Here is a 13,196-nt window from a genome sequence, read left to right on the forward strand (position 1 = left end):
AGAGCCCATGACCCTGACCGTGATGCACGTGGACGACGAGCCGGACATCCGCGAGGTGGCGGCAATCGCCTTGGAGCTCGATGCCGATCTGACCCTTACGAGCGTGGCGTCGGGGGCCGAGGCGCTGACACGGCTCTCGGAGGGCGCACGCCCGGACTTGATCCTGCTGGACGTGATGATGCCGGGCATGGATGGCCCTCGTGTTCTTGCACGACTTCGTGAGATGGAGGGCCTGGCGACGACGCCCGTCATCTTCATGACCGCGAGGGCGCAAAGTGATGAAGTCGAGCGTCTCAAGGCACTGGGTGCCATCGGAGTGCTAGTCAAGCCGTTCGATCCCATGACGCTGGCCCGTCAGTTGCGCGACATCCTTTCGGCTGATGCGGCATGACGAGCGATCCCCTTGCCAACTTGCGTATCGAGTTTCGGCAGAGGGCGGCGCGGGATCGGGCAGCCTTGATTCAAAGCCTTGCAGCGGGCGACATCGGCCAGGTCGAGTGGATCGCGCATGGTCTGGCAGGATCGGCCGGAATGTTCGGCTTCTCTGATTTGGCCGAGGCGGCGCTAGCGATCGATGAGGCCTTTGCCGCAGGGCGGGGACTGGACGCTGAAGAGGCGGATCGGTTGGTCGCGAGGCTTGAGGCCTTGGACTGATCTATTCGTAATCAACGCTGAGCGGCAGGGCGGCGATCGGCTCTGTTGCGCCCGCTGCGGGACGCAGACGGCCCGAGACGCGCAGCAGGTCGCGACCCTCGAAATCCATGCGAGAAGTGCGGCTGGAAGAGATGTCGCCCGTATTTTCGCTCCAGATCCGCAGGCCTTCGACCAAGGCGACGCCTTCGACGGACGTCAGAGTGTCGGGCACGCGGATGCGATAGACCCGCCCCGGATCGCCCGTCACGCTGATCACGGCGGGGGCGTTGGGCTGGATGTCGGCGCGCATGGACAAGGTGGCGACAGGATCGTCCGGCGACAGCTGGATCGGTCGAACGGAGGCGATGCTGAGGCTTCGCTCGACGCTGAGCGTCGCGCGGGCCGGCTCCTGGGCGAGGACTGGAAAAGCGCAGGCAAGAAGCAGGGCGGTGAGCGACAGCGCGCGCGGGATCATCATGTCACCAGTTGAACCGTGACGATGTAATCGAAGGCGTACGATCCGCTTGCAGGGTTGGCGGCCAGCACCACGTCCATGCCGAGACGCAGGGTCGCCGTGCTCAGCAGCCCGATCGGATTCAGGTCGAACGTCAGGCTGGCTGCGTCCGCTGGCGGCGATCCGGTTCTGTAGGTCGCTCCGCTCAGCGAGCCGACGCGCAGACGAGAAATGGAGGCAGGGCCGCTGCCCGTCACGGGCGTGATGGTGACGCGAATGTAGCGAACGGCGCACAGGCCTGACAGGTTCAGCAGGCCGCAATTGATCGACAGGGTTGGCGTCGTCACCGAGCTGGACGACAGTCGAATGGCGTTTCCGCTGGTCCGGGTCACGACGCCGGCTGTGGAAATGCTGAAGGTGGTCGCCGACGTGCCGCGAATAGTGGTGCCCAAGGTCGGCGCGGTCGCGGGAGAGCGCGTCACCGAAGCGTCGGCGATGGCTTGCCGAGGCGCGGCGAACACCAGACTGGTCGCGATCAAGATAGAAAGAGCGAACCGGTTCATTGCTGCGCCTCGCCAGTGATGCGGACCACCACGCGTCCGGCGTCAACGAAACCGCCGTGCGGCGGAACGATCACCCGAACACCCTCGATCAGCGACACGCCTAAGGCCTGCGCCTGGGCGGCGTCGAGACGAAGATCGTAGGCGCCGGGACGCAGGCTTTCGACGAACAATACTCCGGCATGATCGCTGCGGCCTGGAACGGGGGCGCCGCCGGCCTGCGGAACGAGCTCGATGGCCAAGGCGGCAAGAGGGCGGGGTGCGGCGGACCCGCGCGCCAGCAGGGCAAGCAACTGCACCTCGGCGCTGCGCTGCATCGGATAGTCGATCTGCGCCGTCTGGCCGGGGCGCGGAACGATCTGGATGTCGGTCGGGCCGCCCAACAGGAACGGATCGTCGACGCCCTCGGTCGTCAGCCGCACACGCGCCGTCGGCACGTCGCCCAGGCCGGTGGCGTAGACACGCCCATCGGCGTCGGTCGTCACGCCCCCAGCATTCGTATCGGCGACCACGCCGGGCACGCCGGCTTCGTCGATCTGACGCCTGCCGTCGCCGTTCTCGTCCACCCAGGCGTTGATGACGACCGACCCGCCGCCTGCCACGCCCGGTCGGGTGATCCGGTAGCGTTCGCGGCCGGGGTCGTAGCCGAAGCCGAAGCCTAGCTGCAGACCGATGCGCCAGTCCTGATGCCGCGTCTCATAGGCGACGTTCAGGGCCAGATCGAACCTGGGCGCCCGCCACAGGTGAGAGGCCTGGACGGCGGTCGAGGCCTGGGGCCCGAGGGCGCGAATGGCGCCAAAACGCAAGGCGGCGGTCGGGCTCAACTGCCAATCGGCGGTGACGTAGGCGGTCTCGAGGCTGGGGTTCGGCGATACCTCATAGGTCAGGCCCGCGCGCGTTTGCAGCCGCGCCGAGATCAGGGTGTTCACATCGAATCCGCCCAGCCAGCGGCGCCGCTCGAGCACGCTGACATTTTCGGCTTCGTAGGCGACGTTGGCCGAGGCGTAGTAGCGACCGAAGGGGGCGGAGGCGCGCAGTTCGGCGGTGGTCAGGTTGACACCGTCGACGCGGCTGAGACGGCGCGCATTCAACGAGATCGGCACGATCAGGCCGCCGGGCGCCGTCCACTGTCCATCGGCGCGAAAGTCGGTGGCGCGCGAGAGGGGCGCCTGGTCCAGCACGCCGAGCTGGCGCGTCTCGTCGATGAAGCCGGCGCCGTACTCGGAATGCCGACCTAACAAGGACACGCCATGGGCGCGGGTCGCCATGCCGACGGAAACGCCCCGGCCGCCTTGGTCGTCCAGGGCGGCGTCGATCTGGGCGGCGATGGGGCCGAGCGAGCTGCGAACGCCGGCGGTCGTCAGGGTGCGGCTGTCGCGGCCGGTCGGATCGTAGCGACCGGCGCCGGCGCTGAGCGTGAGACCGGACGTCAAACCGTAGTCGAGCGTGGCGACCAGACGCAGCGATCCGACCTCGGGCCCGCCCAAGCGCTCGCCGACGTCAAAGACGGTCATCCCTTGTTCGATGGCGCTGAAGCGCATGACGAATCGACCCGGCTCGATCTGGCCCGAGCCGAAGTTGATGCGGCGCACGACCTCGCGAATCTGACCCTGGGATCCATAGAAGACCAGGCGAATGGTGTTGAGGCCAAAGGCCAGCGGCACGTCCAGAAACTCGTAGCGTCCCTGAACCGCCGAGGTCTGCGAGCGCTGCAGCACCTCGTTGACGTACAGTTCGACCTCTTCGCCCAAGGCCAGTTCGCCTCGAAGGTTCAAAGGGGTGGCGAGGTCGAGATTTTCCAACGGCGCCGACGAATAATAGACGCCGCGTCCAGCGACGCCCGATGCGCCGATGGGCATGGAAGGCGAGAACACATCCCCCAGGCTGGCGCGAGTGCCGCCCAATGGTCCGAGGGCGCGGCCATACGGATCCTTGCGGGTCAGGGCAACGCGAATATTGCTGATCGCGCCGTCGTCGTCGGAGCCGACATAGCCCTCGAACCCGGCGTAGAGGAGGTCCCCGGCCACCCGCACGTCGTAGCGTCCGGCGTTGTCCTGACCGTCGCGCGTGATCTGACCGCCGATGTTGACATCGAAGGCCGGAGGGCTCGCGATCCGATAGGGGGTCGGCTGGCGCACGACGCCGTCGTCAGTGTCCATAGCGCCGGAGGCGGCTTGACGCCGGGCGCGTTCGGCGCGCTGCTCGAACGGCAGGGCGCGCGTCGTGGTGACCGTCAGTTTCTGGGCGCTGGGGTCGGCCTTCAGTTTCACAGGCAACAGCTGTTCGATCAGATCGACGCGCACATAGAGATCGTCGTCGTAGATCGCCGCGTGATCGACGGCGAACCGGATCGTGCGCCCGGCGACGACCGCCTCGCGCGTCGTCAAATCGACCGTGATGCGATTTGTAGGGTCCAGCAGCCAGCCTTCGGCCCGGCGCTGCGCCGGAAAGACGCCGACGGCGAGATCGAGTACGCGCGCGAACTCGCCCAACGGCAAGAACACGCCGGAACGGGACGCATAGACGTTCATGGAGTCGGTCAGGGCCACGCCGCCGGCGTCCACCTGCATCCACAGCAGATCGTCGGCGCTGAACGGCTGAGGATCGGCCGCAATGACCAGATTGCGGACCAGATTGTCCTGCGCCGCGGCGCTCCAGGCGATGCCCGAGGTGGCCAGGGCCATCAGAGCCGCGCCTGTGGAGCGCGCCGCCATCACGGGGCGATCAGCGTCGTCGTCGCCAGCACCTCGCCCTTTGCCGCATCGTCGTCGCGATAGACAATGGCCAGGCTCTGGCCGGCCGTGATGCCATCGGGCAGGGCGACGACGACAGTGCGACGCGCGACCTCGGGATAGACGGCCACGCCGCGAACGGCGGTCAGAGGACGGCGGCCCGCGGCGTCCTCCACGAAGACCTCCACGTCGCCATAGACGGAACTAGCGCCGTTACGGACCAGATCGAGCGAGAGCAGGGTCTGATCGCCGCCCTTCTTGACCGCCACGCGATCGATAGCCGCGCGCGCATCGACCGGGCCGTCGCGGACGATGACCGGTATGCTGACGCTGAACAAAGCCACGACCTGCAGGGTCACGTCGCCGCCGCCGGCCGCCGCCTGATCGACGGTGAAGCCGGCGTTCTCGGACGGCAGGGCGGTGACGGTCAGATGGCTGCGGTGTTCGCCTTCGGCACCGGGACGGGCGCGTACCCGGATGGCCTGGCTTTCACGCGGTTGAAGCGTGATGCGGCGGGGCGTGTACTGGACGAGATCAAGCGCGGAATCGACCGTCGCATCGGGCCGATCTGCGGCGGCGACGATCTGGCCGTCCGCCGTCATCACCCGGTCGACCATTTCGACGGAATAGGTCGCAGGTTGGTCGCCCTGATTGAACACATAGACTGTGGCGCTGCGCTCGCCGGGCCCGAACACCACGCGCTTGGGCGAGATGTTCAGGTCGGCCCCAACCTGGGCGATGACCGGATCGGCGATGGCCAGGAAGGCGATGACCGGCAAAAGGTATCGAACCATCTTCACTCCGATCCCGCGCAACTGCGGCACGAAAGGACCATGGTCCTTCAAGCCTTCCGCTTCGTTAAGCGTCGACGGCGTTTCGTGGTCGACCTGGAGCGGATACATGGCCCTAGTTGTACGCCGCCGAGACGGTGAAGGTGCCGGTGTAGGCGCCCGTTGCCGTGGTGGAGGCGACGGGGACCGAGCCGCCGACGCTGAAGGCGAGCGAACCGGCCGATCCCAGAGCATTGGACAGGGTCTGGCTGGCGGCCGAACCCGTCAGGCTGTTCGAGGTCGTCACCGTCAGGGTGTCCGTGCCATTGGCCATCGAGAAGGTCGCGGGGATGGTTACCGACACCGACTGTCCGCCTTCACCGGCGACCGAGAAGGCCGCGGCGGCGGGCGTATCGCCCGAGTTCAGGCCGACAACGCCGCCCGTGACCGACCGGGCGCCGGCGGAGCTGACCACGACCGTGCCCGAACCCGTGCCGGGACGAACGACAGTGCCGAACTTCAGGTCGGCGGTCTTAGTGATGGTCAGGGGGCGGATCACGGTGATCGATCCCGACCCTGTGGTCGATGCGGATTGGGCCAGCGCGGGCGAGGCGATGGCGGTCAGGACGAGGGCGGCGGCGGCGATCAGCGACTTGTTCATCATCAGCTCCAACTGCGAGGCGGCGCCGGACAGGCGTCGTTGTTGGAGCGCCAAATCAGCCCGATCTGCAGCGGAGTCCACAAGCCGGACGTGCAAAACGGCTCAAACATAACCAAAGTTATAGCGCTGATGCGATTTTCCTTAGCAAGCTTTGCATACTGGCCTGAGTTGTATGGGAAACGCCTCATTAAGGTGTCCTAGGCAATCCTTACATGAGGCGAGACAACTTAAGGCTTAGCTTTGGAGGCGCTGGAGCGATGCGCTGGACTGTTCTTATCGTCGATGATCACCCCCTGGTGGGCCAAGCGTTGGAGCTGTCCATCCGATCGGCCTATGCGCACCTGGATGTCGCCCGCGTCTTGTCCGCTGCGGAGGCCGAGGCCTGCGCCAGACAGTTGGGCAGCCGGATCAAACTGGTAATGCTGGATCTGATCCTGCCCGACGCGACCGGGTTTGACGCCTTGCTTCGGCTACAACAGCTCCTGCCGGACGCCGATTTCGCTATGGTGTCGGCGCGCATCGACGCCCACTCGGTCGCCATGGCTCGCGCTTTCGGCGTCAAGGCCTATTTGTCCAAGGCCGCCCCAGTCGAGACCCTGGTCAATGCCGTTGGCGACATCATGCGCGGCGAGGAACGATTTCCCCACGCAACGCCGCCCGATCCAGTCGCCGTTGATTTCCATCGCCGCGTCGCGCGTCTCTCGGCAGCTCAGTTACGCGTGCTTCGCGCCCTCGCCGAGGGCAAGCTCAACAAGGAAATCGCAGGGGACATGAATCTGACTGAAGGCACTGTGAAGCAGCATGTCTCCGCCATTTTCAAAAAGCTTGAGGTCAACAATCGGAGCCAGGCCGTTCTCGCGTCCGCACCTTTTCTCCGGAATACTGGTTGAGGATACTGACAGCGACGGTGCGACAATCGCCTACACGCGCTTTGCAGATCACGGCGCCCCACTCAAAACACTGGACTAGCCGAAGGTCTTATTCTGGCCGCGAGGCCAATGCCCGCTCATGGCGCGTTTGAGCCTCTGAGCGGCTAGCCTGCCGTGACGTGCGTCAGCTTATCTGGATTGCGGACGATGTAGATCGCGCGGATCCGTCCTTCCACAAGATCCAACGCGGTCGTCTGGAGGCGCCCGTCCGGGTTGTAGCTGATGTAGCCGGGCAGGCCGTCGATGCTGGCGGTGCGGACCATGGTCGGTCGCTGTTCCGGATTGCTTGAAACATGGCTGAACAGCCGGAGGACGTTGTCGATGCCGCGCACGATGTTGCGGAACGCCGACACCTTGCCGCCGCCGTCAGCGTGGATCTCGACATCCCGAGCGAGGAGCCCCGCCAAGCTCGCCGTGTCGCCGCCGTGCGCGGCCTCGAAGAAGGCGCGCGCGATCCGGTCAGCTTCCGCGGCGCCGAGCGAATAGCGGCTGCGCTCGGTCTTCACGTTTCTGCGGGCGCGGGACGCCAGCTGCCGGACCGCGGCCGGCTCGCGATCAAGCGTGGTGGCGACGTCCTTGAGCGGCACCTCGAAGATGTCGTGCAGGAGGAAGGCCGCGCGTTCGAGCGGTGACAGACGCTCCATGGCCAGCATAAGGGTCACCGTGACGTCGTCAGCGATCGTCTCTATCGGATCGAGCGCCGCCACCAAGGGGTCGGGGAGCCAGGGTCCGACGTAGGTCTCTCGCCGCGCCCGGGCTGATTTCAGGCGGTCGAGGCAAAGGCGGGAGATGATGCGCGTGAGATAGGCAGCGGGCGCGTCGACACTCAGGCTGACGCCTGTCCACCGGAGCCAGCCATCCTGGACGACATCTTCGCCCTCGCTGAGCGAGCCGAGCATCCGGTACGCGAGACGAAGCAGACGCGGGCGTTCCGCTTCGAAGATTTCGGTTTTCGAGTCCGTCGGCGTCATCGCGCAGCGTTCCTGGTGGTTGTCGAACGATGACGATCGAACGGCCGGCGGTGTGACATGTCCGCCGTGAGGACGTCCGGATGTCACATGCCGCCGGGCTGCCTCGTCAAGTCGTCACCGCGCCGATGGACGGCGCAGACAATGGAGACCTTCCCATGACGACGTTGACCCGCCTGACCTGGCACTCTGTGGCCCCGGAGGGCGCGAAGGCGCTCTACGGCGTCCATCACTACCTTATGACTGGGACCAACCTTCCGGAAGAGTTGATCCACCTCGTGTTCCTGCGGGTGTCGCAGATCAATGGCTGCGCTCACTGTATCGACCTCCACACCCGGGATCTTCTGAAGACGATGCCGATCGACAAGGTCGCCCTGGTGCCTGTTTGGGAAGAAGTTCCGCATCTTTTCACCGCGACGTACCGGGCGGCGCTCGCCTGGGCTGAGGAAGTCACCCGCGTGAGCGAGACACACGCGTCGGACGAGGCCTATGCCGCGGCCAGCGCAGCGTTCGAGGCGAAGGATTTGGTGGATCTCACCATCGCGATCGCCGCAATGAATGCGTTCAATCGGCTCGGCGCACCCTTCCGCTTGCCGGTGAAGGCACAACCCTGATCACGTTGGCGGCGCCTCCGGCGGGGGCGCCGCGACCTTCGGAAGTCCGAAATCCGGCTCCGGGCCAATGTCTGCTTCTGGCGCATAACAGCCCTCCCCCACGCAAGGACTGGACTTCCCGGCCGACGGGAGCGGTAGTCACAGTCATGTTTGAAGATTACGACCCGCCCGCCCCAGTTCTTGATCCGGAAGATGCGTTGGAGGCCAAGCTGCGGCTCGGCGTGCTCGCATCGCACTTGATCGAGAGAGCAGATATCATGTGCACGGATGTTGGAATCCTGCGGGCGTCGATAGCCGGACAGATCTTACAGACCGTGGCCTCCGACTTCTCCAAGCTCGTCGACGCCATGGAGGTCCTGGAGCGCCGCAGCGTGCCTGCTACCCGCCAAAGCTGACCAGATCAGGCATCGACACTCCCAAGCCCCTAGCGAGCTTCTCTAAGACCGTCACTGTCGGGTTCCTGACCCCGCGTTCGACGCCAGACACGTAAGTCCGGTGCAAGCCGGCCCGCTCAGCCAACTCCTCCTGCGACCAACCTTGATCCTGGCGCAGCCGCTGCACGCGAGCTCCGAGCTTCCGACGGATATCCATCCCGCCAAATGCTGCCGGTGATGCCGATCAGACGACAGACGATGAGTCTCATTTCGGTTGACTAGACCGGGGCGCAGGAGCGACCAGACGACACAACGAGACTCATAGGATGAGTCATCAACAGCGTGCTGGGAGTGGCAGTGGCAGGGTTCAAAATCATACTCGACGACCTCGGGATCGAGACGACGTCGGCGTCGTGCTACTATTCAAAGGTCACGTTCGCGGACGCAAAGGGGAAGATTCGAACGTTAGGGGCGACGGGCGTTGACGCGATCTCCGTCGATAGCACCACATCCGGCACGCTGAAGGGGGCGGCGTGGGGACTGATCCTGGCCGGGCCCCTGGGCGTCGCCATCGGATCCATGGTCGGAGGCGGAATGAAGGTCGCCTTTGAGCTCCACACGCTTGAGGGCGAGACGCTCCGAGGCATCGCCACGAAGGGCAACTATCTCGACATCAAAAAGCAGGTGGAGACACGCCCAGCGAAAGCCAAAGAGCCCAAAAGGAAACGCATGCCGCACGAGGGCCCTCGCACCGTAGGCCCAGGCCTTGTCATAGGGTTAGCCTTGCTGCCCTTCATCTTCTTCTGGCCCCTTCTGCGACGTGGTCACACAGGTCGCGCACGCGCCCTCGGAGCGGCGTGGACCCTCATTTGGTTTGTGGGGCTTGGCTCCCTGCCCGCGGCTCCAGCCGCGCCTGCTGCGGAGCTGGCAAGCACACCAGCAGCTGGCTAGGTCCAGGAGGAATGTTACGCACCGCGCTCGTGGCTTCGGCGCGTCCTCAACCCCAACCGACATATGGGCCGCCCAGTCGGGCGGCCCATATGCAATCCTAGCGGCGCCGCGGGCTTTCTCGTCTTTCACCTGGACGAAGAAGGCTCACACCCTTGCGGCCTACGGCCCAATTCAAGAACTGGCTGACGCTATCAACCTGGTCATCATGCTTGGCCATAGGGAAGGTCTGAAGCTCGCTGCGCAACCCGTCGAGCCAAGGCGCCTCTCGCGGCAGCTTGCCGAGGCCTGTGTAGAGGCGATCTACCGAGGCAAAGTAGCGTTCGGCCTTCGGCAGGCGCGCGTTGATCGGGACGACACGGCAGCCCGGACTGAAGTGGACCTGATCGGCTCCTTGCCCGAGTTGGTCCCGTCGAAGATCCGCTATCAGGGCCGGGCCGATTGAGCTATTTTCGACCAGAATAACATCGGCGCTCCAGGACCGCCTTTCGGCCCGCACGCGCGCCAGGAGATCCGGGTAGGCTAGCTTCACGCGGATCACGTCCAGGAGCAGCCAAGCCGCTCCGTCATGACCCCAGACCGTTCCAACAGAGTAGTCAGCAATCGGGTCGCACGACGAAGCCGCGTCCCAGCTGTGAACGACCTTCTGCAACCGGTCTCGCAGAGGCTTTTCACCGTAGAACTGAACCTTCTCCCAGCGAAGATAGTCGCCTTCTAAAGGCGTGGGGTTCTGCTGATACTGAGCCTGAAAGACCCGATCACCCATCTCGCTTCGCATGCGGTCGAGGGCGTCTTGAGGTTCCCGCGACGGGTTAAGGACATCGCCTATGCGGCGCGCGTGACGGCGGCCCCGCGGCAGAGGAAACACTTCATCCCGGATCGCGATGGCCGGCAGATTTAGGTGGCGATAGGTTTCTTTGGAAGACAGGTGGGCGGACACGTCGTCTTCGTGGAGCCTTTGTTGGATCGCAACGACGGCGCCCGTCATTTTATTGTCGAGCCGGCTCAAAAGGGTCTCATCGACGAACCGCTTGGCCTTCGCTCGGGCTTCTGGATACCCGGCGTCGCTGGCCTTCATCAGGTCATCGATGACTATGACATCGGCGCCGATGCCGGTGACCGTTCCACCGACGGCGGTGGCGAACCGATAGCCTCCCTGGCGGGTGGTAAGTTCTGATGTCGTGCTCCGGACGATCGACGCCGCCATGCTCGGAAAGACATCGGCGTACCAGTTGGACTCCACCACCTTGCGGAACTTGCGAGCCAGGTTGTCAGCGAGGTCTTGGCTGTAGCTGGCGCAGATGATGCGGGTCTCAGGCTGTCGCCCCATCAACCAAGCGGGATAGGCGATCGACACCATCTCAGATTTCAGATGCCGAGGCGGCACAGTAATCTGAAGACGGCGGTCGTGGCCCGCTTCAACGTCCATGAGCGCCTGGACCATGGCCTGGATGTACCAGCCCGATGAAAGCCGCACGCCGGGATTCAAATGGTGGAAGACGAGATACAGGAAGGCTTCGAAGTTCTCACGGGCGAAGGTGTGAAGCGCAGCCTGCTTGGCGAGAGCGCTAATCATGACCCGGCTCCTCGCTTACCGAGCTGCCGGCACGCAAGCCCGCCAGGATATCGTCATAGACATCCAACGGGATCTCGCTCGATGCGTGATGCTTCCCTGGCGTATCGACCTCGTCTCCACCGAAGCCTTGGCTCTCTAGCTTCATCAATGCGGCGAAGGCCTTCGGATCGCCTTTCACGGCGCGATCGACTTGCTGACGCACTGCGACCCGACGCTTTGACATGCGCTGGGTTCGTCCGTCTGAAGTGACAGTCACCTTCTGATCAAGCTCTTCCAGCAAAAGGTTCAGCATATTTTTTGAGCCCTTCGGACGCCCCTTGGGGTTGCCCGACTGGCCCGGCTTGAACTGCGTAGCGACGGGGGGCCGGCCGTAGCCGACCCCTTTTGGCGATGATGAGTCTGACATAACTCACCCCTACGCCGCGGCCGCGCGAACGCGCGTCCGGACCCGTGCAGCAGGCAGGACTGCAGTTTTGGCAGGCATGTCCGGGTTAGATACTGCGAGGGTCAGCGCCGTCTGCTGCCGTTCGGCGCGGACTTCTCGGAAGGTCTTGCCGCTTGAGGCTAAGCGCGCTTCGAAACCGGTATAGTCTTGCCAACGGATGACGCCGACATCCACATACCCCGGATCGAGCTCGGTCGCCCTGCCCTGCCGCCGGCTCTGTTCTGCGGCGATAATCGTAGTCGCGCTGCCGCTAAACAAGTCCAGCACGACATCCCCTCTGGCCGAGCTATCCAATAGTGCGTCTCGCACCATCGCCATTGGCTTGACCGTCGGATGCATCTCTCGGGCCTTTGCCTTCTTGGCGCCGAACCCATTGACGCCTTCGTAAGCCCAGACGTTCGCCCGGTTCCGGCCGTGCTTGCCAAGTTCAACCCGATTCAGATGCGAGCCACCCGCCTTGCGAAAGAGGAAGATGAGCTCGTGGCGCGAGCGGTAGAAGCTGCCCATGCCGCCCGTAACCTTGTCCCAGACGATGAGGTTGAGCATCTCCATTTGGGTCGCGGACGCTGCGGCAATTGTGTTCGCTATGTGGCGGTGATCCATACACCAATAGAGCAGTCCGCCCGCCACCAGATGGTCGCTCGCTCTCGCCATCGCCTTGACCGAAAAAGCGGTGAACTCGTCGTCGGTCATCTCGCCCGACGCCATCACGAACTCCCCATGATGGCCCGATCCGGTAATGTGCCCGTCGACCGCGACGTTGTAGGGCGGGTCCGTGAAGACGGTCCGAACCTGTTCGCCTTGAAGCAGAACGTCGAAGCTCCCCGGATCCGTAGCATCCCCGCAATAAAGACGGTGATCACCCAGGAGCCAAAGATCGCCCAGCCGGCTCACGGGTGACGTCGGACGATCGGGCGACACATCAGCGTTCTCGCCCCCTCGGTCGCCTTCGAGGATGAGCGAGTCGATCTTGGCCGCGGAGAACCCAGTCACTTCCAGGCTGAAGTCTAGGTTCAGGTTGGACAGTTCTTTCAACTCCAGGCCCAGCGCTTCAGTGTCCCAGCCCGCCAACTGGCTGAGTTGGTTCTCGGCGATCCGAAACGCCTTCAGTTTGGCAGCGTCCAGATGAGAGGCTCGGATGCAGGGCACGTGCGTCATGCCCAGTTGGCGTGCCGCTTCGATGCGGCCATTGCCGGAGACGATCTTATTGTTCCGGTCGATGATCACCGGAGCAAGGAAGCCGAACGTACGAATGGCGTTGGCTAGGGCGGTGATGTCCTGCTTCTTGTGCAGGCGCAGCTTGCGGCCGCCAGCAGCCAAATCTGCGATGGGCAGATGCTCGATGACAAGTTGGAGGTCGAATGGCAGTTCGGGTGCGCCGAGGCGCGCGGGTTTTGCAGAGACCATGACGGCTCTCCTTCCGTTAGGCAGCCGCAAGCGCGTGCAAAAGCACGTGCGGCGGACGCCGGGGGTTAGGGGAAAGTCGCTGAGTGCTCTGCGGGTCGAGACCCATGTGCTGCCAGCTCGTTACG

16 protein-coding genes are annotated in these 13,196 nt (G+C 64.4%); 6 read left to right on the top strand and 10 right to left on the bottom strand.

What is annotated here, in order from left to right:
• Positions 1-7: 7 nt before the first annotated feature.
• Positions 8-391: a response regulator gene (locus QRN13_RS02260; RefSeq protein ID WP_091752138.1), complete on the top strand. Its 384-nt coding sequence runs from the start codon at positions 8-10 to the stop codon at positions 389-391.
• Entirely contained in the window at positions 388-654 is a 267-nt protein-coding gene (locus tag QRN13_RS02265; RefSeq protein ID WP_055753707.1) for an Hpt domain-containing protein, read from the top strand. Before QRN13_RS02260 ends, QRN13_RS02265 begins: the two co-directional genes overlap by 4 nt.
• A gap of 1 nt (position 655) precedes the next feature.
• On the opposite strand, the gene QRN13_RS02270 is transcribed toward QRN13_RS02265, so the two are convergent.
• The 5 genes from QRN13_RS02270 to QRN13_RS02290 all read right to left on the bottom strand — a co-directional run bounded on the left by QRN13_RS02270 (position 656) and on the right by QRN13_RS02290 (position 5,864).
• The gene (locus tag QRN13_RS02270; RefSeq protein ID WP_143007388.1) at positions 656-1,108 is read right to left on the bottom strand and encodes a DUF4402 domain-containing protein; all 453 of its coding nucleotides are present in this window, start codon (positions 1,106-1,108) and stop codon (positions 656-658) included.
• A complete protein-coding gene (locus tag QRN13_RS02275; protein ID WP_055753705.1) occupies positions 1,108-1,650 on the bottom strand; it encodes a hypothetical protein in 543 nt (180 codons plus the stop codon). Before QRN13_RS02275 ends, QRN13_RS02270 begins: the two co-directional genes overlap by 1 nt.
• A complete protein-coding gene (locus QRN13_RS02280) occupies positions 1,647-4,331 on the bottom strand; it encodes a hypothetical protein (RefSeq protein WP_284876686.1) in 2,685 nt (894 codons plus the stop codon). Before QRN13_RS02280 ends, QRN13_RS02275 begins: the two co-directional genes overlap by 4 nt.
• A gap of 29 nt (positions 4,332-4,360) precedes the next feature.
• Positions 4,361-5,173, bottom strand: coding sequence for a fimbrial biogenesis chaperone (locus QRN13_RS02285; protein ID WP_284876687.1), 813 nt, complete (start codon positions 5,171-5,173; stop codon positions 4,361-4,363).
• 112 nt (positions 5,174-5,285) lie between these two features.
• Entirely contained in the window at positions 5,286-5,864 is a 579-nt protein-coding gene (locus QRN13_RS02290) for a DUF4402 domain-containing protein (RefSeq protein ID WP_255366675.1), read from the bottom strand.
• Between the two features lie 203 nt (positions 5,865-6,067).
• Between QRN13_RS02290 and QRN13_RS02295 the strand changes: the two genes are divergently transcribed.
• A complete protein-coding gene (locus QRN13_RS02295) occupies positions 6,068-6,700 on the top strand; it encodes a response regulator transcription factor (protein WP_055753702.1) in 633 nt (210 codons plus the stop codon).
• A gap of 143 nt (positions 6,701-6,843) precedes the next feature.
• On the opposite strand, the gene QRN13_RS02300 is transcribed toward QRN13_RS02295, so the two are convergent.
• Complete coding sequence (locus QRN13_RS02300; RefSeq protein ID WP_284876688.1) at positions 6,844-7,710, bottom strand: sigma-70 family RNA polymerase sigma factor; 867 nt, start codon at positions 7,708-7,710, stop codon at positions 6,844-6,846.
• A gap of 155 nt (positions 7,711-7,865) precedes the next feature.
• On the opposite strand from QRN13_RS02300, the gene QRN13_RS02305 reads away from it, so the two are divergent.
• Complete coding sequence (locus QRN13_RS02305; protein ID WP_174085751.1) at positions 7,866-8,321, top strand: carboxymuconolactone decarboxylase family protein; 456 nt, start codon at positions 7,866-7,868, stop codon at positions 8,319-8,321.
• 146 nt (positions 8,322-8,467) lie between these two features.
• Entirely contained in the window at positions 8,468-8,716 is a 249-nt protein-coding gene (locus QRN13_RS02310; protein WP_284876689.1) for a hypothetical protein, read from the top strand.
• On the opposite strand, the gene QRN13_RS02315 is transcribed toward QRN13_RS02310, so the two are convergent.
• Entirely contained in the window at positions 8,700-8,912 is a 213-nt protein-coding gene (locus tag QRN13_RS02315; RefSeq protein WP_284876690.1) for a helix-turn-helix domain-containing protein, read from the bottom strand. The genes QRN13_RS02310 and QRN13_RS02315 overlap by 17 nt on opposite strands.
• 140 nt (positions 8,913-9,052) lie before the next feature.
• On the opposite strand from QRN13_RS02315, the gene QRN13_RS02320 reads away from it, so the two are divergent.
• Positions 9,053-9,646, top strand: a complete 594-nt coding sequence (locus QRN13_RS02320; RefSeq protein WP_284876691.1) for a hypothetical protein — start codon at positions 9,053-9,055, stop codon at positions 9,644-9,646.
• Positions 9,647-9,743: 97 nt separating this feature from the next.
• Here QRN13_RS02320 and QRN13_RS02325 read toward each other — a convergent pair whose 3' ends face one another.
• The 3 genes from QRN13_RS02325 to QRN13_RS02335 are packed head-to-tail and all read right to left on the bottom strand — an operon-like array spanning position 9,744 to position 13,071.
• Positions 9,744-11,219 carry a hypothetical protein gene (locus tag QRN13_RS02325; protein ID WP_284876692.1) on the bottom strand — a complete coding sequence of 492 codons (1,476 nt, stop codon included), beginning with the start codon at positions 11,217-11,219 and terminating at the stop codon, positions 9,744-9,746.
• A complete protein-coding gene (locus QRN13_RS02330; protein ID WP_284876693.1) occupies positions 11,212-11,625 on the bottom strand; it encodes a DUF5681 domain-containing protein in 414 nt (137 codons plus the stop codon). Before QRN13_RS02330 ends, QRN13_RS02325 begins: the two co-directional genes overlap by 8 nt.
• A gap of 9 nt (positions 11,626-11,634) precedes the next feature.
• Positions 11,635-13,071, bottom strand: a complete 1,437-nt coding sequence (locus QRN13_RS02335) for a site-specific DNA-methyltransferase (RefSeq protein ID WP_284876694.1) — start codon at positions 13,069-13,071, stop codon at positions 11,635-11,637.
• Between the last annotated feature and the right edge of the window lie 125 nt (positions 13,072-13,196).

It is taken from the genome of Brevundimonas sp. MEB006b (assembly GCF_030209705.1).
Classification (GTDB): domain Bacteria; phylum Pseudomonadota; class Alphaproteobacteria; order Caulobacterales; family Caulobacteraceae; genus Brevundimonas.

What these genes read in the sequence shown, in the direction of transcription:
- QRN13_RS02300 (WP_284876688.1), bottom strand. Translation starts at nt 7,710, where the DNA reads ATGACGCCGACGGACTCGAAAACCGAAATCTTCGAAGCGGAACGCCCG.
- QRN13_RS02330 (WP_284876693.1), bottom strand. Translation starts at nt 11,625, where the DNA reads ATGTCAGACTCATCATCGCCAAAAGGGGTCGGCTACGGCCGGCCCCCC.
- QRN13_RS02285 (WP_284876687.1), bottom strand. Translation starts at nt 5,173, where the DNA reads ATGGTTCGATACCTTTTGCCGGTCATCGCCTTCCTGGCCATCGCCGAT.
- QRN13_RS02280 (WP_284876686.1), bottom strand. Translation starts at nt 4,331, where the DNA reads ATGGCCCTGGCCACCTCGGGCATCGCCTGGAGCGCCGCGGCGCAGGAC.
- QRN13_RS02335 (WP_284876694.1), bottom strand. Translation starts at nt 13,071, where the DNA reads ATGGTCTCTGCAAAACCCGCGCGCCTCGGCGCACCCGAACTGCCATTC.
- QRN13_RS02315 (WP_284876690.1), bottom strand. Translation starts at nt 8,912, where the DNA reads ATGGATATCCGTCGGAAGCTCGGAGCTCGCGTGCAGCGGCTGCGCCAG.
- QRN13_RS02310 (WP_284876689.1), top strand. Translation starts at nt 8,468, where the DNA reads ATGTTTGAAGATTACGACCCGCCCGCCCCAGTTCTTGATCCGGAAGAT.
- QRN13_RS02270 (WP_143007388.1), bottom strand. Translation starts at nt 1,108, where the DNA reads ATGATCCCGCGCGCGCTGTCGCTCACCGCCCTGCTTCTTGCCTGCGCT.
- QRN13_RS02265 (WP_055753707.1), top strand. Translation starts at nt 388, where the DNA reads ATGACGAGCGATCCCCTTGCCAACTTGCGTATCGAGTTTCGGCAGAGG.
- QRN13_RS02295 (WP_055753702.1), top strand. Translation starts at nt 6,068, where the DNA reads ATGCGCTGGACTGTTCTTATCGTCGATGATCACCCCCTGGTGGGCCAA.
- QRN13_RS02275 (WP_055753705.1), bottom strand. Translation starts at nt 1,650, where the DNA reads ATGAACCGGTTCGCTCTTTCTATCTTGATCGCGACCAGTCTGGTGTTC.
- QRN13_RS02305 (WP_174085751.1), top strand. Translation starts at nt 7,866, where the DNA reads ATGACGACGTTGACCCGCCTGACCTGGCACTCTGTGGCCCCGGAGGGC.
- QRN13_RS02260 (WP_091752138.1), top strand. Translation starts at nt 8, where the DNA reads ATGACCCTGACCGTGATGCACGTGGACGACGAGCCGGACATCCGCGAG.
- QRN13_RS02325 (WP_284876692.1), bottom strand. Translation starts at nt 11,219, where the DNA reads ATGATTAGCGCTCTCGCCAAGCAGGCTGCGCTTCACACCTTCGCCCGT.